General features: G+C 69.2%; 21 protein-coding genes and 1 tRNA gene. 12 read left to right on the top strand and 10 right to left on the bottom strand.

The annotated features are described in order from the left end of the window. Positions 1–123 precede the first annotated feature (123 nt). Positions 124–1,422 carry a PTS transporter subunit EIIC gene (locus ABZ396_RS03140; protein WP_358922698.1) on the bottom strand — a complete coding sequence of 433 codons (1,299 nt, stop codon included), beginning with the start codon at positions 1,420–1,422 and terminating at the stop codon, positions 124–126. A gap of 189 nt (positions 1,423–1,611) precedes the next feature. On the opposite strand from ABZ396_RS03140, the gene ABZ396_RS03145 reads away from it, so the two are divergent. The 4 genes from ABZ396_RS03145 to rdgB all read left to right on the top strand — a co-directional run bounded on the left by ABZ396_RS03145 (position 1,612) and on the right by rdgB (position 3,856). Continuing rightward, positions 1,612–1,845 (top strand): PTS glucose/sucrose transporter subunit IIB, encoded by a 234-nt coding sequence (locus ABZ396_RS03145; RefSeq protein ID WP_358922696.1) that lies wholly within the window; start codon positions 1,612–1,614, stop codon positions 1,843–1,845. A 77-nt stretch (positions 1,846–1,922) separates the two neighbouring features. Further along, entirely contained in the window at positions 1,923–2,660 is a 738-nt protein-coding gene (gene rph, locus ABZ396_RS03150) for a ribonuclease PH (RefSeq protein WP_358922694.1), read from the top strand. A 155-nt stretch (positions 2,661–2,815) separates the two neighbouring features. After that, complete coding sequence (locus ABZ396_RS03155) at positions 2,816–3,217, top strand: hypothetical protein (protein ID WP_358922692.1); 402 nt, start codon at positions 2,816–2,818, stop codon at positions 3,215–3,217. Positions 3,218–3,250: 33 nt separating this feature from the next. Further along, positions 3,251–3,856 carry an RdgB/HAM1 family non-canonical purine NTP pyrophosphatase gene (gene rdgB, locus ABZ396_RS03160; RefSeq protein ID WP_358922690.1) on the top strand — a complete coding sequence of 202 codons (606 nt, stop codon included), beginning with the start codon at positions 3,251–3,253 and terminating at the stop codon, positions 3,854–3,856. Between the two features lie 45 nt (positions 3,857–3,901). Here the strand turns inward: rdgB and ABZ396_RS03165 are convergent. From ABZ396_RS03165 to bcp, 4 genes are all read right to left on the bottom strand, one after another. Next, a tRNA-Leu gene (locus tag ABZ396_RS03165) sits at positions 3,902–3,986 on the bottom strand. A gap of 51 nt (positions 3,987–4,037) precedes the next feature. Beyond that, positions 4,038–4,703 carry an HNH endonuclease gene (locus ABZ396_RS03170; protein ID WP_358922688.1) on the bottom strand — a complete coding sequence of 222 codons (666 nt, stop codon included), beginning with the start codon at positions 4,701–4,703 and terminating at the stop codon, positions 4,038–4,040. Continuing rightward, positions 4,700–5,341 carry an HNH endonuclease gene (locus ABZ396_RS03175; RefSeq protein ID WP_358922686.1) on the bottom strand — a complete coding sequence of 214 codons (642 nt, stop codon included), beginning with the start codon at positions 5,339–5,341 and terminating at the stop codon, positions 4,700–4,702. The genes ABZ396_RS03170 and ABZ396_RS03175 overlap by 4 nt, the downstream gene beginning before the upstream one ends. A 134-nt stretch (positions 5,342–5,475) precedes the next feature. Next, a complete protein-coding gene (bcp, locus tag ABZ396_RS03180) occupies positions 5,476–5,943 on the bottom strand; it encodes a thioredoxin-dependent thiol peroxidase (protein ID WP_358922684.1) in 468 nt (155 codons plus the stop codon). 96 nt (positions 5,944–6,039) lie between these two features. Between bcp and ABZ396_RS03185 the strand changes: the two genes are divergently transcribed. Continuing rightward, complete coding sequence (locus ABZ396_RS03185) at positions 6,040–6,369, top strand: DUF3618 domain-containing protein (protein ID WP_358922683.1); 330 nt, start codon at positions 6,040–6,042, stop codon at positions 6,367–6,369. Between the two features lie 24 nt (positions 6,370–6,393). After that, complete coding sequence (locus tag ABZ396_RS03190; RefSeq protein ID WP_358922681.1) at positions 6,394–6,744, top strand: co-chaperone GroES; 351 nt, start codon at positions 6,394–6,396, stop codon at positions 6,742–6,744. A 99-nt stretch (positions 6,745–6,843) separates the two neighbouring features. Here ABZ396_RS03190 and ABZ396_RS03195 read toward each other — a convergent pair whose 3' ends face one another. Then, a complete protein-coding gene (locus tag ABZ396_RS03195; RefSeq protein WP_358922679.1) occupies positions 6,844–9,267 on the bottom strand; it encodes a transglycosylase domain-containing protein in 2,424 nt (807 codons plus the stop codon). A gap of 207 nt (positions 9,268–9,474) precedes the next feature. Here ABZ396_RS03195 and ABZ396_RS03200 point away from each other — a divergent pair, with 207 nt between their 5' ends. The 6 genes from ABZ396_RS03200 to ABZ396_RS03225 all read left to right on the top strand — a co-directional run bounded on the left by ABZ396_RS03200 (position 9,475) and on the right by ABZ396_RS03225 (position 16,552). Next, positions 9,475–10,275 (top strand): ABC-2 family transporter protein, encoded by an 801-nt coding sequence (locus tag ABZ396_RS03200; protein ID WP_358922677.1) that lies wholly within the window; start codon positions 9,475–9,477, stop codon positions 10,273–10,275. A 112-nt stretch (positions 10,276–10,387) separates the two neighbouring features. Next, the gene (locus tag ABZ396_RS03205; protein WP_358922726.1) at positions 10,388–11,152 is read left to right on the top strand and encodes an ABC transporter permease; all 765 of its coding nucleotides are present in this window, start codon (positions 10,388–10,390) and stop codon (positions 11,150–11,152) included. Beyond that, complete coding sequence (locus ABZ396_RS03210) at positions 11,152–12,183, top strand: ATP-binding cassette domain-containing protein (protein ID WP_358922676.1); 1,032 nt, start codon at positions 11,152–11,154, stop codon at positions 12,181–12,183. The genes ABZ396_RS03205 and ABZ396_RS03210 overlap by 1 nt, the downstream gene beginning before the upstream one ends. Positions 12,184–12,193: 10 nt before the next feature. After that, on the top strand, positions 12,194–12,910 hold the full coding sequence (locus ABZ396_RS03215; protein ID WP_358922674.1) for a DUF1707 domain-containing protein: 717 nt from the start codon (positions 12,194–12,196) through the stop codon (positions 12,908–12,910). Between the two features lie 813 nt (positions 12,911–13,723). Continuing rightward, positions 13,724–14,986: a DUF445 domain-containing protein gene (locus ABZ396_RS03220; RefSeq protein ID WP_358922724.1), complete on the top strand. Its 1,263-nt coding sequence runs from the start codon at positions 13,724–13,726 to the stop codon at positions 14,984–14,986. Between the two features lie 69 nt (positions 14,987–15,055). After that, on the top strand, positions 15,056–16,552 hold the full coding sequence (locus ABZ396_RS03225) for an MFS transporter (protein ID WP_358922672.1): 1,497 nt from the start codon (positions 15,056–15,058) through the stop codon (positions 16,550–16,552). 137 nt (positions 16,553–16,689) lie between these two features. On the opposite strand, the gene ABZ396_RS03230 is transcribed toward ABZ396_RS03225, so the two are convergent. The 4 genes from ABZ396_RS03230 to ABZ396_RS03245 form a co-directional block, all read right to left on the bottom strand. After that, entirely contained in the window at positions 16,690–17,058 is a 369-nt protein-coding gene (locus tag ABZ396_RS03230; RefSeq protein WP_358922670.1) for a cytochrome C oxidase subunit I, read from the bottom strand. Continuing rightward, positions 17,055–18,749, bottom strand: coding sequence for a cytochrome c oxidase subunit I (gene ctaD / locus ABZ396_RS03235; protein ID WP_358922668.1), 1,695 nt, complete (start codon positions 18,747–18,749; stop codon positions 17,055–17,057). Before ctaD ends, ABZ396_RS03230 begins: the two co-directional genes overlap by 4 nt. Positions 18,750–18,952: 203 nt before the next feature. Continuing rightward, complete coding sequence (locus ABZ396_RS03240) at positions 18,953–20,377, bottom strand: alginate lyase family protein (RefSeq protein WP_358922666.1); 1,425 nt, start codon at positions 20,375–20,377, stop codon at positions 18,953–18,955. Positions 20,378–20,461: 84 nt separating this feature from the next. Then, on the bottom strand, positions 20,462–20,914 hold the full coding sequence (locus ABZ396_RS03245) for a hypothetical protein (RefSeq protein WP_358922664.1): 453 nt from the start codon (positions 20,912–20,914) through the stop codon (positions 20,462–20,464). Positions 20,915–21,042 lie beyond the last annotated feature (128 nt).

Below are 21,042 nucleotides of genomic sequence, written 5' to 3' on the forward strand. Positions count from 1 at the left end.
TCGGGTGGTGGTCTACACCACTCAGTGGTGTAGACCTGTTGTACACGATGGTGGCCTTATAAGGAACCCGTCAATTCCGCAACCGGAGAACTACGCTTTGTACGCCCTGCGTCGACCCTCCGCCTAAGCCTTGGTGACGTCCTCCACTTCGTCCTCCGGCTCCCTTCCCGGAGTCTTCAGATCGAACCTCGTGATGGCGAACCGGAAGATGACGTAGTAGACGGCCGCGAAGCACAGGCCGATCGGGATGATGGCCCAAGGCCTGGTCGCCAGGTTCCAGTTGATGACGTAGTCGATGAGCCCCGCCGAGAAACTGAACCCGTCGTGCACCCCCAGCCCCCACGTCACCGCCATCGACACCCCCGTCAGCAGCGCGTGCACCGCGTACAGCACCGGGGCGATGAACAGGAACGAGTACTCGATCGGCTCGGTGATCCCCGTGACGAACGACGTCAGCGCCACCGACAGCATCAGACCGCCGATCTCCTTACGCCGATGCGGCTTCGCGCAGTGCGTGATGGCGAGCGCGGCCGCCGGCAGCGCGAACATCATGATCGGGAAGAACCCCGAGGTGAACTGACCCGCATGCGGATCGCCCGCCAGGAACATGTTGATGTCGCCGTGCACCGTCTGGCCGTCGGGCGTGGTGTAACTGCCGAACTGGAACCAGATGGGCACGTTCAGGAACTGGTGCAGACCGATGACGAGCAACGCCCGGTTCGCCACCCCGAACACCCCCGCACCCCACGCACCCGCGTCCCGCAGCCAGTGGCTGAAACTCTCCAGCCCGCCGCCGATCGGCGGCCACACCCACAGGCACAACACCGCGAAGACGATCGCGACGAACGACATGATGATCGGCACCAGCCGCCGCCCGTTGAAGAAGCCCAGCCAGTCCACCAGCCGCGTGCGGTGGAAACGCGCCCAGAAGTAGGCCGCCAGCAGCCCCATCGCGATCCCGCCGAAGACGCCGGGGTTCTGGAACGTGAACGCCGACACCGAGCCGTCACTCACCTGACAGCCGACCCCCGGCACAGCCCTGGACCCGCCCGGACAGTCCTGCGGGAACTGATGCAGCACGCCGTAATAGACGAGGAAGCCCGCCACCGCCGCCAGCGCCGTCGAACCGTCCGCCTTCCTCGCCATCCCGATCGCGACCCCCACGCAGAACAGCAGCGGAAGCCCGATCGACCCGTCGAGCAGCGCACCGCCCGCGCCCTTCATCACCTTGGAGACATCCGTCCAGCCAAGGCCCTTCTCACCGAACACATCAGGCTGCCCCAGCCGGTTCAGGATCCCCGCCGCCGGCAGCACCGCGATCGGCAGCTGCAGACTCCGGCCCATCTTCTGCAGCCCCTGGAAAAGACCGTTCCACCGCTCCCGCGCGGGACTGACCGTACTGTCGGCGCTCTCGGCACTCATGGGCGCGTCCTCCGGGCCGCTCGGCTCCACGGCAGGGGTTTGGCGACCGCCCATCAGCTGGTGTAGACCAGTTGACGACGGTTCCGCCGCAGTGCTCGCCATCATTCGGCACACACGGCACAACCGCTCGCAAAGATGGGCCAACTGTGGGTTACTGCGACAAAGCGGTTCGGATCAGGGAGAGACAACATGGCCAGCAAGGCTGAGAAGATCGTCGCCGGCCTCGGCGGAATCGACAACATCGACGAGATCGAGGGCTGCATCACCCGCCTGCGCACCGAGGTGCACGACGCCTCGCTGGTCGACGAAACCGCCCTGAAGGCCGCCGGAGCCCACGGCGTCGTCAAGATGGGCACCGCCATCCAGGTCGTCATCGGCACCGACGCCGACCCGATCGCCGCGGAGATCGAAGACATGATGTGAGCCCCCCGGCTCACCTCCAAGGGGCTCCTCCCGCCTCGGGACGAGCCCCTTCTGCCGCTCCGGATAGGCTCATGGCCATGTCTCGAATCGACGGCCGAACCCCCGAACAACTCCGCCCGGTCACCATCGAACGCGGCTGGAGCAAGCACGCCGAGGGCTCCGTCCTCGTCTCCTTCGGCGACACCAAGGTCTTCTGCACCGCCTCCGTCACCGAAGGCGTCCCCCGCTGGCGCAAGGGCAGCGGCGAGGGCTGGGTCACCGCGGAGTACGCCATGCTGCCCCGCGCCACCAACACCCGAGGCGACCGCGAGTCCGTCAAGGGCAAGATCGGCGGCCGCACCCACGAGATCTCCCGCCTCATCGGCCGCTCCCTGCGTGCGGTCATCGACTACAAGGCGCTCGGCGAGAACACCATCGTCCTCGACTGCGACGTCCTCCAGGCCGACGGCGGCACCCGCACCGCCGCGATCACCGGCGCGTACGTCGCCCTCGCCGACGCCGTCGCCTGGGCGAAGGGACGCAAGCTCATCAAGGCCGGCCGCCAGCCCCTGACCGGCACGGTGTCGGCCGTCTCCGTCGGCATCGTCGGCGCGGTCCCCCTCCTCGACCTCTGCTACGAGGAAGACGTCAAGGCCGACACCGACATGAACGTCGTCTGCACCGGCGACGGCCGCTTCGTCGAGGTGCAGGGCACCGCCGAGGCCGAACCCTTCGCCCGCGACGAACTCGACGCCCTCCTCGACCTCGCCGTCGCCGGCTGCACCGAACTCGCCGTGATCCAGCGGGCGGCGCTCGACGTAACCCTCACGAAGTAGCGCTCACGAAGACGCCCTCACGAAGTAAAGGGACATAAAAAACCCGAGGTGCGACAGGGCAACCCGGGCGGCCGACCCCGCGTCCCCATAGATACGGGCGCACGGCACGAACACCGTGCGCCCGGCCAGTTCATCAACGGGAGGGGAACACCGTCATGGCCGCCAGCCGACGCCGAGGCCGTCTTGTCACCGCCGTCGCCGCCGTAGCCGCGACCACCGCGCTCACCATCGGCCTCACCGGCTGCGACGCCGTGAACAAGGCCCTGGACTGCGTCCAGACCGCCGACTCCATAGCCGACAGCGTCACCGACCTCCAACAGGCCGTCGAGAACGCGGCCAACGACCCCACCCAGGCCGACGCCTCCCTCGACTCGATCCAGCGGAACCTGAAGAAGATCGGCGACAGGACGGACGACGCCGACGTCAACAAGGCCGTCGACGACCTCGACCGCGCCGTGGACAACGTCCGCACGGCCATCAGGAACGGCGACTCGACCCCCGACGTCACCCCGGTCACCGACGCGGCCGGCGAACTGACGAAGGTCTGCACGCCGTAACCCGCAACCCGGGCCCTTGCGATACTGCGTGTCATGACGACCCGCCTGATCCTCGCCACCCGCAACGCCGGAAAAATCACCGAGCTCCGCGCCATCCTCGCCGAGGCGGGGCTGCCCCACGAACTGGTGGGCGCCGACGCGTACCCCGAGATCCCCGACGTCAGGGAAACGGGCGTCACCTTCGCCGAGAACGCGCTCCTCAAGGCCCACGCCCTGGCCCGGGCCACGGGCCTCCCGGCGGTCGCCGACGACTCGGGCCTCTGCGTCGACGTCCTCAACGGCGCCCCCGGCATCTTCTCCGCCCGCTGGGCCGGCCGCCACGGCGACGACAAGGCCAATCTGGACCTGCTCCTGGCCCAGCTCTCGGACATCGCCGACGAACACCGGGCCGCCCACTTCGCCTGCGCGGCAGCACTCGCCCTGCCGGACGGCACGGAGCGCGTGGTCGAGGGCCGGCTGCGGGGACGCCTCCGGCACACCCCGTCCGGCACGAACGGCTTCGGCTACGACCCGATCCTCCAGCCGGAGGGCGAGACCCGAACATGCGCGGAGCTGAGCCCCGAGGAGAAGAACGCGATCAGCCACCGGGGGAAGGCGTTCCGAGGGCTGCTGCCGGTGGTGCGGGAGTTGCTGGGCTGACGCATGACAGAGGGGCCGACCAGACGGACGGCCCCTCTGTTCGGGTGCGGCCGGTGGGACTCGAACCCACACGGGATTTCTCCCACGGGCACCTAAAACCCGCGCGTATCGCCTATTTCGCCACGACCGCCCCAAAACGGACATTTCTCATCCTGCCGTTTTGCTTGCCCAGTGTACGGGGCTAGGCCTTACGGCGTCCGCCGCCTCGGCACCAGGTGGCCGTGGTCGCGTGGCAGTTGGGGCACAGCAGCCGAAGGTTCTGTCGTCGGTCGTCGCTCCAATCCCCGCTGATGTGGTCGACCTCCAGCGTCATGGGCTTGCCGAGCCATTCGGGGCCGGTGCCGCACTCGGCGCACTCCTCGGGCACGCCTACTTCCAGGAGGGCCCGGCGGAGCAGGTGGGTTCTGGTCCGCCGGATGCCGTCGTGGCGGACCAGGATGTCGTCGGCGTGCCTGAGTGGCGTGGTGCCCGGGCCGCCCCGTTGATGCGCCTGCCCCAGGAAGTGGGAGGTGTCGAGACCGTCCTCGGTCACCCAACGACGGAGTTGAGCGCGCAGCCTGCCGTTGTAGGGCTCCATCCCCAGAGCGCGGAGCGTCTCGGCGATGGATGCCGCTTCCTGGACCGCTCGGCGCAGCACGTCGGGGGCCGGTTTGGAAGGTGATGTCTTCGCTCGCCTCCCTCGCATATGCGAGATGTCGATTCCGAAGTGGTCGAAGCGCCGGAAGAGATGGCGGCGCAGTTGGCCATACGGCCGGGTGCCGAAGAAGGCGATGACCTCGTCGATGTCGGAACACCGCGTGGCTGCTTCGGCCAACTGCTCCCGGGTGTACCGCACGCCGCTGCTCACGAAGTCCTGCCTTTGCCGCGCCCCCGGTAGCTGTCCGTCGTCGAATGGCAGTTGGGGCACAGGAACCGCACATTCCCGATGCGGTTGTCGCGCCAGTTGCCGTTGATGTGGTCGACCTCCAAGGGGAGCGAGCGCCCTCGCCACACAGCGTCAGTGCCGCACATCGCACAGCGCTCCGGCATGCCTGTCGCCGTCATCGCCCACCTGAGCCGGTCGCTCGGGATGCGCCGAGCCTGGCCGACCGGCTGTTCGACGAGCAGAGCCTCCGGTGTGCGGGGACGCCATGTCCTGCCTCGCTGGGTCGGTACCTGGAAGTGCGAGATGTCGATGCCGTATGTCTTGATCCGGCGGCTGATGTGCGTGTGGTGTCCGCCGACCACCTCAAGCCCGAGATGCCGGAGTACCTCGCACATGTTCGTCGAGGCCGAGACCGCTGACTGAAGGATCTCCCGCGTCCACTTCACCCCCTCCCGCTCGAAGTGCGACACATCAACCCCCAGCTTCTTCATCCGCTGGAACACATACCGCCGCGTCGAACTCCTCGGATCCACCCCCAACCTCCCCAACGCCTCCGTCAACGTCCGCGCCCCCCGAGCCGCCTCCTCCAGCCGCTCCTTGGTGTACGCACTCGCTCCCATCGAGCCCCCTCCGTTCCGGCCGCGTGTTCGCAGCCCGTACGGAGTAACGAACCGTTTATCGGACGGTCACGCACGGAAAGGGGGACGGCCCGCGCCGGGGGTTTCCGGGGCGGGCCGTGGGTGGGCGTGAGGGGTCAGATGCCCAGGTCCTTGATGATCTTGGCTACGTGGCCGGTGGCGCGGACGTTGTAGAGGGCTCGTTCCACCTTGCCCTGCTCGTCCACGATGATCGTGGAGCGGATGACGCCCATGTACGTCTTGCCGTAGTTCATCTTTTCGCCGTACGCGCCGTACGCGTCCAGGACCTTCTTCTCGGGGTCGGCGAGGAGGGTGACCCTGAGGTGCTCCTTCTCGCGGAACTTGATGAGTTTCTCCGACGTGTCGGGGGAGATGCCGATGACGTCGTAGCCCGCGTCGGCCAGCAGGTCGAGGTTGTCCGTGAAGTCGAAGGCCTGCTTCGTGCAGCCTGGCGTCAGCGCGGCCGGGTAGAAGTAGACGATGACCTTGCGGCCCTTGTGGGCGGAGAGGGACACCTCGTTGCCGTCGGCGTCGGGGAGGGTGAAGTCGGGGGCTACGTCCCCGGGCTGGAGTCGCTCGCTCATCGTTCCAGCGTAACGGGGGGTCCTGGCAGTGCGGCGGCGGCGAGAACTGACAGACTGTCCAGAACAGGCAGTACGGCAGACTTCGGAGGGCCTACGGTGGCGGATACGTCGGACACCAGAACCCCGGCGCAGATCGAGGCGGACATCAAGCACCGCCGCGATGTGCTGGCCGAGACGCTGGACGAGATCGGGGTGCGGGTGCATCCGAAGACCATCGTCGGCGATGCGAAGGCCAAGGTCGCGGCCAACGTCGATCACACACTCGGGCGGGCCTACGTCCAGGTCAACCGGGTCGTGAGCGATGTGAAGGCGCAGTTCGTGGACGAGGAGGGCGCGCCTCGCCTGGAGCGTGTCGTGCCCGTCGCGCTCGTCGCCGCGGGCGTGGTCGGGCTGCTGGTCCTCGGTACCCGACGGCGTAAGAGCTGAACAGAAGTAGGTAGGTTCAAAGGCGTGAGCGCCAACAGAAACGACACCCATCACGACAAGCTGCCCATCCGCATGCTGCACGACCGGGTCCTGGTCAAGCAGGAGACCGGCGAGGGTGAGCGGCGGTCGGGCGGTGGGATTCTCATTCCCGCCACGGCGGCCGTCGGGCGCCGGCTGGCCTGGGCAGAGGTGGTGGCGGTCGGGCAGAATGTGCGGACGGTGGAGCCCGGTGACCGGGTGCTGTACGACCCGGAGGACCGTGCCGAGGTCGAGGTGCGCGGTGTGGCCTATGTGCTGATGCGTGAGCGCGATCTGCACGCGGTGGCCGCCGACCGGTTCGAGGGCTCGGAGGACTCGACCGGCCTGTATCTGTGATGGGACGGTAGGGCGGCAGAAAAGGGCTGGTGACTGCGGTCACCAGCCCTTTCTACTGTCATGGCCTAGGCAGAGGTCGCTGAGCAAGGAGAACGCCGGCTATTGGAATCCCAAGCCGCCGTTGTCGCTGGCCGGCGTCCCGGTCGTGGTTCCGGCGTCGGTGGTTCCGGTCGTCGTACCCGTGCTGGTGCCGTCGGTGGTGGTGCCGGTGGATGTGCCGGAGTCGGTGCCTGCTGTCGTCGTCCCGGCGTCCGTGCCGGGGGTCGCCGTGCCGGACGTGGCCGAGCCGTTGGTGGTGGAGCCGTCCGTGGTGCCGCCGTCGCTGGTGCCGGCGGTGGTGGAGCCGTCCGTCGTGCCGCCGTTGTCCTGGGCGCCGCCGACGGTGCCGCCGTTGTCCTGGTTCCCGCCGGTCGTGCCGCCGTTGTCCTGGCCGCCGGTGCCCGGGGTGGCCGAGTCCTGGCTGGGCGGGGCCACGGTCTCGGCGCCGGGCTGGAGGTCGAGGTCGAAGGTGGAGGCCGTGGTGCTCTGCAGGGCGTCCTTGGTGTACTGCGCCCAGATCTCGGTGGGGGCCCCGCCGCCGTTGATGCGGGCGAGGCCGAGCGCGCCGTAGAGGGGCTTGTGGGCGGCGGTGACCGGGTCCTGGCCCATCACGGAGACCACGGTGGCGAGGTCGGGGGTGTAGCCCGCGAACCAGGCTGCGGTGTCCTCCTCGGCGGTGCCGGTCTTGCCGGCCGCCGGGCGGCCCGCGGCCTGGGCGGCGGTGGCGGTGCCGTTGTCGACCACGCTCTGCAGGATCGAGGTTGTGGTGTCGGCGGCCTGGCGGCTGACGGCCTGCTTGGGTGCCGAGTCCGGTAGCTTGACGTCCTCCGTACCGGCCTTGGTGATCTTCTGGACCATCGTGTACGTGCCGTGCTTGCCGTGGTTGGCGAGCGTGGCGTACGCCTCCGCCATGTCCAGGACACTGGCGGTGGCGGTGCCGAGGGCGATGGACGGGTAGGGCTGGAGGTCCTTGGTGTCGGAGGGGATGCCCAGGTCGACGGCGGTCTGCTTGACCTTGGACGGGCCGACGTCGACGGCCATCTGCGCGTACACGGCGTTCACCGACAGGTCGGTGGCCTTGCGGACGGTGATCTCGCCGTAGGACTTCTGGTCCTCGTTCTCCGGTGCGTAGGCGCCGCCGGGCCAGCCCTGGACGGGGCGCTGGTTGGTGCCGTCGTAGTAGGTGTTCGGGGTGATGGTCTGGCCGGACTGGGTGCTGGAGCCGTTGTCGACGGCGGAGGCGAACACGAAGGGCTTGAAGCTGGAGCCGACCTGGAAGTCACCGCGGGTCGCGCCGTTGGTGTACTGCTTCACGTAGTCGACGCCGCCGTACATCGCGACGACCTTGCCGGTCTTGGGGTCGACCGAGGCGCCGCCGGCCCGCACATAGTTGTCGGCCTTGTTGTTCTTCTTGTCGAGCTTGGACATCACCTTGTCGTCGACCGCCTTGACGAAGGCGTCCTGCTTGTCCTTCTCGATGGTGGTGGTGATGCGGTAGCCGCCGGCCTCCAGGGAGCCGGCGTCGACGATGTTGTTCTTGACGAGGTAGCTTTTGACCGCCTCGACGAGGTAGCCGCGCTGCCCGGACATGCCGGTGGAGGCGGTCTGCTCCTTGGGCATCGGGAACTTCATGCCGGCCCGCTCGGACCGGGTGAGCCAGCCCTTCTTGACCATGCCGTCCAGGACGTAGTGCCAGCGGGCGACGGCCGCCGTCTTGTTCTCGGGGTGGGCGACGACGTCGTACTCGCTGGGCGCGTTGACGAGCGCGGCGAGGTAGGCGGCGCGGGCCGGGTCGAGGTCGGTGGCGTCCTTGCCGTAGTAGGCCTGGGCGGCGGCCTGGATGCCGTAGGCGTTGCGGCCGAAGTAGCTGGTGTTGAGGTAGCCCTGCAGGATCTTGTCCTTGGGCTCGGAGCGGTCCAGCTTGATCGAGATGAAGAACTCCTTCACCTTGCGGGTGACGGTCTGCTCCTGCGCGAGGTAGTAGTTCTTCACGTACTGCTGGGTGATCGTCGAGCCGGACTGGGTGCCCTTGCCGGTCGCGGTGTTCCAGCCGGCCCGCAGCATCGCCTTGGGGTCGACGGCGGACTCGGTGTAGAAGTCGCGGTCCTCGGCGGCGAGCACGGCGTGCTGGGCGTCCTTGGAGACCTGGGCGAGGGTGACGTTCTCCCGGTTGACCTCGCCGTCCCGGGCGAGCTGGGAGCCGTCGGCGTACAGGAACACGTTGCTCTGCTTGGTGGCGAACGCGTTGGCCGCCGGGATCTTCACCATCGAGTAGCCGAGGAAGAACAGGCCGGTCAGCAGGAGTATGCCGATCACGAAGGTGCTGAGCATCGTGCGCCAGGTCGGGAAGATCCGCCGCCATCCGGTCCGCCCGGGACGTTTCATCTTCTTCTCGCCCCCCTTCGTCTCCTCGGTGGCCGCCGGTGGTTGTGTCGGGCCCCTGCCGCTCTGGTTCGGCTGTTGCGGCTGCGGCTCGTCGCTCATGTGGTGCACGGACTCCTGTTTCGCGTCGTACGTTCATACCCGTACGACCTCGTACGCTTCTGCGGCCCCCTGCTGAAGACTCTCGCACCATGCGTTCCGTTCCCGGATTCCGGCACGCTTCGGTCACAGAAATTGCGTGGCCTGCGATGTCGTCGGCGCAGTAGGCTCCAGCGCTTCGGTGTCGGGCGGTCCGGGAGGTCGGTTGGCGTGGGCGTGGGACGGTTGTACTCGGCCGTCGCGGCGGGGGGTTTCAGACGGTACGCGACGTACCGGGCGGCGACCGCCGCCGGGGTGTTCACCAACACGGCCTTCGGGATCATCCTCGTGTACACGTACCTGGCGCTCTGGGATGAGAAGCCGCACCTCGGAGGCTATGACCAGGCGCAGGCGGTCACCTATGTGTGGCTGGGGCAGTGCCTGTACGCGACGCTCGCCATTCAGGGCGGGGGCGTGGAAAAAGACCTGATGGAGCGTATCCGCACGGGTGAGATCGCGATCGACCTGTACCGTCCGGCCGATCTTCAGCTGTGGTGGCTGGCGATGGATTTGGGCCGGTCGCTGTTCCAGTTGCTGGGGCGGGGGGTGATTCCGTTCCTCTTCGGCGCGCTGTTCTTCCCGATGGCCCTGCCGACGGACGTGGCGACCTGGGCGGCCTTCGCCGTTTCCCTGCTCCTCGCGATGGTCGTCAGCTTCGGCATCCGCTACCTGGCGGCGCTGAGCGTGTTCTGGCTGATGGACGGCATGGGCGTCAGCCAGGCCCTGATGGTCCTGGGGATCTTCTGCTCGGGGATGACCCTGCCGCTGAACGTCTTCCCGGGCGCGCTCGGCGATGTCGTACGGGCCCTGCCGTGGGCGGCGCAGCTCCAGGTGCCGGCGGACGTCCTGCTGGGGGAGACCGGCCCGCTGGGCGCGTACGCCTTCCAGGCGGCGTGGGCGGTGGCGCTGCTGGCGGCGGGGCGGCTGGTGCAGACGGCGGCGACACGGCGGGTGGTGGTCCAGGGTGGATGAGGTTGAGGGTGAGGTTGGGGTGTCCGGGGTGGCCGGGTACCGGCGGCTCGGCGAGGCGCCGCGGGCGTACCGGCTGGCGGAGGGTGTGCGGGCGTACCGGCTGATCGCCGGGATGTGGATCCGTTCCTCTTTGAGCTACCGCACGTCGTTCGTCCTCACGATGGTCGGCAACCTGACGGTGACCGGCCTGGACTTCGCCACGATCCTGCTGATGTTCACGCAGGTCGACCGGCTCGGCGGCTGGACCATGCCCGAGGTGGCCTTCCTGTACGGGCTGTCCGTGACCGCGTTCGGCTTCGCCGACCTGGCCTTCGGCTCGATGGACGTGCTGGGCACCCGGATCCGCGACGGCTCCTTCGACACGCTGCTGGTCCGTCCGGCTCCGGTGCTCGCCCAGCTCGGCGCGGACCGCTTCGCGCTGCGCCGCCTCGGCCGGGTCGTCCAGGGCGGGCTGGTGCTGGGGTACGCGCTGGCCGCCGTGGACGTCGACTGGACGGCGGCCAAGGTGCTGCTGGTGCCGCTGACCGTGATCAGCGGCGCGGTGATCTTCTGCGCGCTGTTCCTGGCGGGCGCCACCTTCCAGTTCGTGGCGCAGGACGCGGCCGAGGTGCAGAACGCGTTCACCTACGGCGGTACGACGCTGCTCCAGTACCCGCCGACGGTGTTCGGGAAGGATTTCGTACGCGGGGTGACGTTCCTGTTGCCGCTGGCCTTCGTCAACTGGGTGCCGGCCGCGTATGTGCTGGGGCGGCCGTATCCGCTGCGGCTCCCGGAGTGGACGGCGTGGTTGCCGCCGCTGGTGGCGGTGGTGTGCTGCGCGCTGGCGGCTCTGGCGTGGCGGGCGGGGCTCAGGTCGTATCGGAGCACGGGGAGTTGATGATGTTCATCGAGGTCGACGGGGTGGAGAAGGTCTTCGAGGTCCGGCGGAAGACCGGCTTCCTGAAACGCGAGCGGCGGCAGGTACGGGCGGTCGACGCGCTCTCCTTCACGGTGGAGCGCGGCGAGATGGTCGGCTACATCGGCCCGAACGGCGCCGGGAAGTCGACGACGATCAAGATGCTGACGGGGATCCTGACGCCGAGCGGCGGCCGGCTGCGGGTCGCGGGGATCGACCCGTCGCGCGAGCGCACGAAACTGGCCCACCGTATCGGCGTGGTCTTCGGCCAGCGGACGACACTGTGGTGGGACCTCCCACTGATCGACTCGTACCGCCTGATGCACCGCATGTACCGCATCCCGGACGCGCGTTACACCGAGAACCTGGACCGTCTGGTCGAACTCCTCTCCCTGGAGAGTCTGCTGGACGTCCCGGTACGGCAGCTCTCACTCGGCCAGCGGATGCGCGGGGACATCGTGGCGGCGCTGCTGCACGACCCCGAGGTGCTCTATCTCGACGAGCCGACGATCGGCCTGGACGTCATCTCCAAGGCCAAGGTCCGCGAGTTCCTCCGGGAGCTGAACGAGGAGCACGGCACCACGGTCCTGCTGACCACCCATGACCTCCAGGACATCGAGCAGTTGTGCTCGCGCGTGATGGTCATCGACCACGGGCGGCTGATGTACGACGGCCCGCTCGCCGGCCTGCACGAGGCGGGGGAGAGCGAACGCACCCTGGTGGTGGATCTGGAGCGGGAGCTGCCGCCGGTCGAGGTGGGCGGGTCGGCGCGGGTGGTGAAGGTGGAGGGGCCACGGCAGTGGCTGGCGTTCCCGGCGTCGGAGTCGGCGGCGCCGCTGGTGGCGCGCATCGCGGCGGAGTATCCCCTGGTGGACCTCTCCGTCCGGGAACCGGACATCGAGACGGTGATCGCGAAGATGCTGCGTTCCCTGGGGGACACCGGGGGAGGCCGGACGCCCTCGACCCCCGTGGGAGCGTCCGACGGCATAGTGCCCGGCGACCGGAACTCGTAGTCTGCACTCTATGACCGACCCAGCCCCGGAGTTGCGTGCCTCCGACGCCGATCGCGAACGAGTCGCCGAGGTCCTCAGGGACGCCCTCGCGGAGGGGCGGCTCGACATGGAGGAGTTCGAGGAGCGGCTGGAGGCGACGTACAAGGCCCGTACCTACGGGGAGCTGACGCCGATCACGAGGGATCTGCCCGCGGCGGCCGGTTCGCCGGCGGTGTCGCTGTCGCTGAGCAAGTCACCTTGCGAGAGCGGGAGTTGGGGGAGCCGGATAGTCGGTGGCGAGGGCTCGTCCTCCTGGGCGGTGGCCGTGATGTCCGGGTTCCAGCGCAAGGGCCGCTGGACCGCGCCCAAACGCTTCAACTCCGTCGCGTTCTGGGGCGGCGGCGAGATCGACCTGCGCGAGGCGAACTTCGCGGACCGTGAGATCGAGATCAACTGTGTCGCGATCATGGGCGGGATCAGCGTGCTCGTGCCGCCGGGGGTGGAAGTGGTGATGCGTGGCATCGGCATCATGGGCGGCTTCGACCACCGCGAGGAGGGCACACCGCCGGACCCGAACGCTCCGCGGGTGATCGTGACGGGCTTGGCCTTCTGGGGCGGCGTCGAGGTGGAACACAAGGTCACGAAGGCGGAACGCCGCCAGCAGAAGCTGGACCGCAGGTCGTCCCGCCACGAACTGCACGCGGCCCGCCAGGAGTCACGCGAGAAGCGCAGGCAGCAACGCGGCTGAACGCCGAGGAGAACAACCCACCCAGGAGCGCCGGGCATGTTGAGAGGCGTCCGGGCAGCCGCCCCAGGGGCGCGGGGAACTGCGCGATCGGCCCTCATCGGCCCGCGGCGAACGACCGGCCGGTGCGGCACCGCCGCCGCGGCGTGGGCGAGGCACCCGTCTCGGGGGCGCCGGACTGTGGAGGGGGGTCCGGGCAGCCGCCGCAGGGGCGCGGGGAACTGCGCGATCGGCCCCCACCGGCCCGCGGCGAACGACCGGCCGGTGCGGCACCGCCGTCGCGGCGTGGGCGTGGGCAGGCACCCGTCTCGGGGGCGCCGGACTGTGGAGGGGGGTCCGGGCAGCCGCCCCAGGGGCGCGGGGAACTGCGCGATCGGCCCCCACCGGCCCGCGGCGAACGACCGGCCGGTGCGGCACCGCCGCCGCGGCGTGGGCGAGGCACCCGTCTCGGGGGCGCCGGACTGTGGAGAGGCGTCCGGGCAGCCGCCCCAGGGGCGCGGGGAACTGCGCGATCGGCCCCCACCGGCCCGCGCGGGACCACCGACGGACAGGCCTCCACTGGCCCGGCCCTGCCGGAGTTTCCCGAACAGACAGACGACGGGAACTCTTGTTCCGTTCCAGGAGTAGCTCAGGAAGGGACAATATGTGCGGGATCACCATGAGGGTGAGACCGGCTGCGAACGGGTGGAGCAGATGGAGGAACGTACGGAAACGCCGGACAGGGGCGGCCGGGCGGATGGCAGGACGGATGGCCGGGCGGCCGGCCAGGGGGCCCAGCCGGTCGGCCGGTCCGCCGCGCCCCCGTCCTACAAGTCCATGAACGCCTTCACGCCCGCCGACGAGGAGCGCCAGCGCGGCGTACGACGCATGAAGCGCACGGCGACCGGCCTGCTGCTGCTCGTCGCCCTGGTGTACGTCCTGGCCAAGTGGGCGTCCGGCGCGGGCGCGGGTACCTGGGCGGACTATGTGGCCGCGGCCGCCGAGGCGGGCATGGTCGGCGCGCTCGCCGACTGGTTCGCGGTGACCGCCCTGTTCCGGCACCCGCTCGGCCTGCCCATCCCGCACACCGCGATCATCCCGACGAAGAAGGACCAGCTGGGTGTCTCGCTGGGCGAGTTCGTCGGTGAGAACTTCCTCTCCCAGGACGTCGTACGACAGCGGCTGCGCGCCGTCGGCATCGGCAGCCGGCTCGGCGCGTGGCTGGCGGAGCCGAAGAACGCCGACCGGGTGACGGCCGAACTGGCGACCGCGCTGCGCGGCGCCCTGACCGTGCTGCGGGACTCCGACGTGCAGGCCGTGGTCGGCGAGGCGATCACCCGGCGGGCCGACGCCCAGGAGATAGCCCCCGGTATCGGCAAGATGCTGGAGCGGGTCGTCGCGGACGGCGGTCACAAGCGGTTCGTGGACCTGATCGTCACCCGGGCGCACGACTGGCTGGTGCTGCACGGGGACTCCGTGATGGACGCCGTCCAGGGCGGGGCCCCCGGCTGGACACCCCGGTTCGTCGACCGGCGGGTCGGCGAGCGCGTCTACAAGGAGCTGCTGCGCTTCTGCGCCGAGACGCGGGACATGCCGTCGCACCCGGCGCGCGGCGCCCTCGACCGCTTCCTCACGGACTTCGCGAACGACCTCCAGTCCGACACCGACACCCGGGCCCGGGTCGAGCGGCTGAAGGGCGAGATCCTGGGCCGTGGCGAGGTGCAGGACCTGATCGCGTCCGCCTGGACGGCCGTACGGTCCATGATCGTCTCGGCGGCCGAGGACGAACGCAGCGAGCTGCGGCTGCGCGTCCGCGCCTCCCTGATCTCCCTTGGTGCCCGGATGGCCAACGAACCCAAGGTCCAGAACAAGGTCGACAGCTGGGTCGAGGGCGCGGCCGTGCACGTGGTGTCGACGTACCGCAAGGAGATCACGTCCCTGATCACCGACACGGTCGCGGGCTGGGACGCCGAGCACACCACCCGGAAGATCGAGGCGAACATCGGGCGTGATCTGCAGTTCATCCGGATCAATGGCACGGTGGTGGGGTCGCTGGCCGGTGTGCTGATCTTCACGGTGTCGCGGGCGCTGGGAGCGTAGCGCGCTTCGAACGCTCGCGGCGGGGCACTCGCCTGCCGATTGTGTTCTCTCGCCGGCGAGGAGGCGCGGATGGCTACGGGTGCGGACGTGGACGTGGAAGGGGCGGACGGCGGCCGGACGATCACCACCCGCATTCCGGCCCGCCTGGACCGCCTACCCTGGGCCCGCTGGCACTGGACGATCGTCATCGGCCTCGGCACGGTCTGGATCCTGGACGGCCTTGAGGTCACGGTCGTGGGCAACATCGCGAGCCGTCTGTCGGAACCGGGCAGCGGGCTCGCGATCTCTTCGTCACAGGTCACCGGCATGGCGGCCGCGCTGTACGTGGCCGGAGCCTGCTTCGGCGCCCTCTTCTGGGGCCGCCTGACCGACCGCTACGGCCGCAGGAATCTCTTCATGATCACCCTGGCGGTCTACCTGGCCGCCACGGCCCTGACGTCGATCTCCTTCGCCCCCTGGTGGTTCTTCACCTTCCGCTTCCTGACCGGCTTCGGCATCGGCGGCGAGTACGCGGCGATCAACTCAGCGATCGACGAACTGATCCCGGCGTACTACCGCGGCCGCGTGGACCTCATCATCAACGGCAGCTTCTGGGTGGGCGCGGTCGGCGGCTCGCTGCTCTCGATCGTCGCGCTGAACACGGACTTCCTGGCGAAGGACGTGGGCTGGCGCCTGACCTTCGCGCTGGGCGTCGTCCTGGGCCTGGTCATCCTGCTGGTACGACGGAACATCCCGGAGAGCCCGCGCTGGCTGCTGATCCACGGCAGGGAGCGGGAGGCGGAGGAGATCGTCTCCTCGATCGAGCGCCGGGTGGAGGCCGAGAAGGGCGAGCCGCTCCCCGAACCGGCGGGCGAACTGGTGATCCACCAGCGGCGCGGCGTCACCTTCGCCGAGATCGCCCGCACGGTCTTCCACGACTACCGCCGCCGGGCCGTCCTCGGCTTCTCCCTCTTCATCGGTCAGGCGTTCCTCTACAACGCGATCACCTTCGGCTTCGGCGCGATCCTCACGAAGTTCTTCAACGTGCCCACGGGCGACACGGGGTACTACTTCGCGGTCATCGCGGTCGGCAACTTCCTGGGTCCCCTGCTGCTGGGCAAGCTGTTCGACACGGTGGGGAGGAGGGTGATGATCTCGTCGACGTACCTCCTCTCGGGGCTGTTGCTGTTCCTCACGGCGTGGCTGTTCGACCGCGGTGTGCTGACGGCGGGAACGCTGACGGCGTGCTGGTGCGGCGTCCTGTTCTTCGCGTCGGCGGGAGCGTCCAGCGCGTACCTGACGGTGTCCGAGATCTTCCCGATGGAGACGAGGGCGATGTCGATCGCGTTCTTCTACGCGCTGGGCACGGCGGCGGGCGGCATCAGCGGCCCACTGCTCTTCGCCGACCTGACGGGGACGGGGAAGGTGGCCGACACGGTCCTGGCGTTCCAGATCGGCGCGGGGCTGATGTGCGCGGCCGGGCTGGTGGCGGTGGTGTGCGCGGTGAACGCGGAGCGCCGATCGCTGGAGGACATCGCGACACCGCTGACGGCGGCACCGGGCGGGACGGCGAACGCGTCCGCGTAGGGACGGCGGCACGTAGGGGCGGGAGACAGCGGTGTCTTGAGCGGCGCCGAGGGTGGGAGACAGCGGTGTCTTGAGCGGCGCCGAGGGTGGGAGACAGCGGTGTCTTGAGCGGCGCCGAGGGCGGGAGACAGGATCCTTCAGCGGCCCAGTGACACGGCCGCCGCCAGGAAGGCGACGCCCCCGCACACGGCCAGCGCCCATCCCACCCAGCGCGCCCGCAGTCCTCGGTAGCGCCGCTCGTACTCGCCCCGCAGGGACACACACCGGGCGGCGATCCGTTCGAGGTCCTGCCGGGCGTGCCGGAGGCTGTCGTCGACGTAGTGGCGTTCGACCTCCTCGCGTTGGGACGTGGTCAGCCAGTCCATGCCCCGGGTGAAGTCCCGCGCCCGCTGTTCGGCCTCCGCGATCCGGGCCCGCCACAGCAGGTATCCCTCCACCTCGTTGCCGAGGTCCTGGCCGGTTCCCCGCTGCGGCCTGCCGCCCACTCGGTGTCTCGCGTCGGTCATGAGTGGACGCCGTGGGCCTCGGCCTCGGCCAGGGCGATGTCGGGGTGGTGCAGGTCGAACGCCGGGGATTCGCTGCGGATCCGCGGCAGGGTTACAAAGTTGTGCCGCGGCGGCGGGCAGGAGGTTGCCCACTCCAGCGAACGGCCGAAGCCCCACGGGTCGTCGACGCCGACCGGCTTGCCGTACCGGGCCGTCTTCCACACGTTGTAGAGGAACGGCAGCATCGACAGCCCGAGCAGGAAGGAACTGATCGACGAGATCGTGTTGAGGGCGGTGAAGCCGTCGGCCGCCAGGTAGTCGGGGTAACGACGCGGCATGCCCTCGGCGCCCAGCCAGTGCTGGACCAGGAAGGTCCCGTGGAAGCCGACGAACAGCGTCCAGAAGGTGATCTTGCCTAGGCGCTCGTCGAGCATCTTGCCCGTCATCTTCGGCCACCAGAAGTGGAAGCCGGCGAACATCGCGAAGACGACCGTACCGAAGACCACGTAGTGGAAGTGCGCCACCACGAAGTACGAGTCGGAGACGTGGAAGTCCATCGGCGGCGAGGCCAGGATGACACCGGTCAGGCCACCGAACAGGAACGTCACGAGGAAGCCCGTCGCCCACAGCATGGGCGTCTCGAACGACACCGAGCCCTTCCACATGGTGCCGATCCAGTTGAAGAACTTCACACCGGTCGGGACCGCGATCAGGAAGGTCATGAAGGAGAAGAAGGGAAGCAGGACGCTTCCCGTGACGAACATGTGGTGCGCCCAGACGGTGATGGACAGACCGGCGATCGCGATGGTCGCCGCGACGAGGCCCATGTAGCCGAAGACGGGCTTGCGGGAGAAGACCGGGAGGATCTCGGTCACGATGCCGAAGAACGGCAGCGCGATGATGTACACCTCCGGGTGGCCGAAGAACCAGAAGAGGTGCTGCCAGAGCAGCGGTCCGCCGTTCGCGGCATCGAACACATGGGCGCCGAACTTGCGGTCCGCCTCCAGGGCCAACAGTGCGGCGGCAAGGACCGGGAAGGCGAAGAGGACCAGGACGGAGGTCAGCAGCACGTTCCACACGAAGATCGGCAGGCGGAACATGGTCATGCCGGGGGCCCGCATGCAGACGATGGTGGTGATGAAGTTGACCGCACCGAGGATGGTGCCGAAGCCGGAGAGAGCCAGACCCATGACCCACAGATCGCCGCCGAGGCCCGGGGTGCGGGTCGCGTCCGACAGCGGGGTGTAGGCGAACCAGCCGAAGTCGGCCGCACCCTGCGGGGTGAGGAAGCCACCCACCGCGATGAGCCCACCGAACAGGTAGAGCCAGTAGGCGAACATGTTCAGCCGCGGGAAGGCGACGTCCGGCGCGCCGATCTGCAGCGGCATGATCCAGTTCGTGAAGCCGGCGAACAGCGGCGTCGCGAACAACAGCAGCATGATCGTGCCGTGCATCGTGAACGCCTGGTTGAACTGCTCCTTCGAGACGATCTGCAGGCCCGGCCGGGCGAGCTCGGCGCGCATGAGCAACGCCATCACGCCACCCATCAGGAAGAACGTGAACGACGTGGTCAGATACAGCGTGCCGATGGTCTTGTGGTCGGTGGTCGTCAGCCACGTCACCACGACACTGCCGGGCTGCCGGCCTCGTAGCGGCACCTCACTGTCGTAATGGGGGACGGCCGAGTGCTCGGGGTCGTTGAGAACGGTCACCGGTGTGTGTCTCCAGACGCTCGCGGTTCGCCCGCACCATGGCGTGATCCTCCGGCCATCCTGGCGGCTCGGGGCGGGGAGAGAAGCCCCCGAGCCGCCCGCATACGGCCGAACGGGTGGCCAGGACCCACGGGTGGAGCAAGGCCGGTGTCCGCCCGGCCCCGCGGTCGGTGGCCGGTCTGTCCGACCTCGGTGACCGTTGCCTAGTCGGCCCGGCGTCCCCGCCTTCGCAGCAACAGCAGCCCACCCGCCAGCGCAGTGATCCCCGCGGCCGCGGTCCACCCGACGACATCACCGGACCCGGTGGCGGCGAGGTCGTCGCCCTTGCCCATGGCCGACGGGGAAGACGACGCCGACGCCGAGGCCGAAGAGGACGCGGACGCCGATGCCGGTGCCGTCGGACTCGGGGAGGACGTCGCACCCCCTGCCGGCTCCGCCCGTGCCCGCGTGAACGTCAACGTGCCGAAACCGAGTTGGTCGTACCCTCCACTGTTCGGCCCGTAGTCCCCGCCCCCGCCTTCCGGCGCGGCCTTCGCCGCGATCTGCGTGAGGTACGTCGCCGACATGCCCCGCCGCTTGGTGTAGTGGTTGGCGATCATCGCCCAGACGGGACGGGTCACCTGCGGGTCGACGGCCGCCGCGGCGGTCACCGTCTCACTCCCGGACCACCCGCCGATCGCCCCCTTCCGCCGCGTGCTCGCGCTGAATGGCACCTGCCCGCCCATGCTCCACTTGGCGACGTACTGCGCCCCCTTGAGGAACCGGCTGTCGTCGTACCCGTACAGGTCGATCCCCTGGTTCCAGGCCATCTCGCAGAACGTGCCCATCAGGCCCACCCCGAGGAGTGCGTGGCCCTGATCGCGCCCGGCTTCCAGCCACTCGGCGAGTCCGTCGTCGTACACGACAGGAATGGCGTTCCTGATCGAGCCGAGCCCGGCGCCGTGCTTGAAGTAGTCGACCGCGCGGGCGACTTGGGTGCGGTCGTCGCAGAAGATGCCGGTGGCGAGGACACAGACCATGGCGGCGAGGTCCCAGTTGGTCCAGTAGTTGGAGATGACGGCGCCGTTGTGCCGGACGAGGAAGTCGTCGCTCACCGCGCCGAAGAGCTTGCTCAGCATCTCCTGGAACCGGGCGAGCTCGAAGTCCCCGTGGTCGCGGACGAGTTCGGCGGCGTTGGCGAACTGGTAGCCGTACAGCCCGGCGGCCAGGAACCGGTCGGCGGAACCGTTGACCGCGGTGAGGGCCGACGACCAGGCGTTGAGGACGGCGACGGCGGTGTTGGCGTACTGGCTCTCGCCGGTGACGTGGTAGCGCAGGGCGTTCTGGTAGGCGGCGTGGATGTCGTTGTAGAGGAGCGCGTAGTTCTCCGGGGTGCCCGAGCCCCGGTAGACCACGGCCTGCGGTCGCCCCTGCCAGCCGCTCTGCGCATGCGGGTTGGCGGTGAGCCGGGCGAACCCGGCCGTGTAGGGCGCGGCGCCCGCCTTCACCTTGGCGGCCATGCGGTCGAGATCGGTACGGGTGTGCAGCAGACCGGGATGGGCGTAGGCGGCCCCGGCGGCGGAGGCGGGACCGCCCGTGGCGGCGATCCCCGCGGCGGCCCCCACCGCCGCTCCCGAAGCCTGCAGCATGCTCCGGCGGCTGATCTGTCGAGTCGTGTGCATGCCCTGGGAGACGGGCGGGAACGGCCGCGATAACAGAAACCCGAGAGTGGCTCAGGCGCTCGTCGTCGATCCCGGCCGCACGATCATCAACACCGTCACGGTGGCCCAGAGGAGGTTGAACATCCCGGTGAACATGGCGAGTTGGGCGGTTGCCTTCCGCGTAACACCCCCACCGTCCAGCAGCGCGCTCTGCCGCGGCAGTACCAGCGCGGCCAGCACGAGCGCCGCTAGCGCGGTGAGCGCGATCGACGTGATCAGCCAGGCACTGCCCAGCACATGCATGTTGCTCGCCGTGGCGAACCCGAACACGGGGACGGCGACGCCTACGACGGCGTACACCCGGCAGATCCGGTGCAGCAGTTGGAGGGTCTCGGCGGCACGGACGTCGTCGGGCGCATCGATGGCGCGCCTGGCGGCCGGCGGGAACATGCTGGCGGCGACGGTGACGGGACCGATCGCGACGATCGCCGCGAGGACATGGACGGCGAGGAGGAACTTGGTCACGGCCTCGACCGTAGGCGGCCGGAGGATCTTGCAGAAGCGGCGATACTGCCACCACTCAACGGATTCTCGCCATCCGGACAGTGTCAGCGCCCGGAGACACGGCCCCCGTTGGCGGCAACCCGTCGTAC

The organism is Streptomyces sp. NPDC005866 (assembly GCF_040629895.1).
GTDB lineage: Bacteria > Actinomycetota > Actinomycetes > Streptomycetales > Streptomycetaceae > Streptomyces.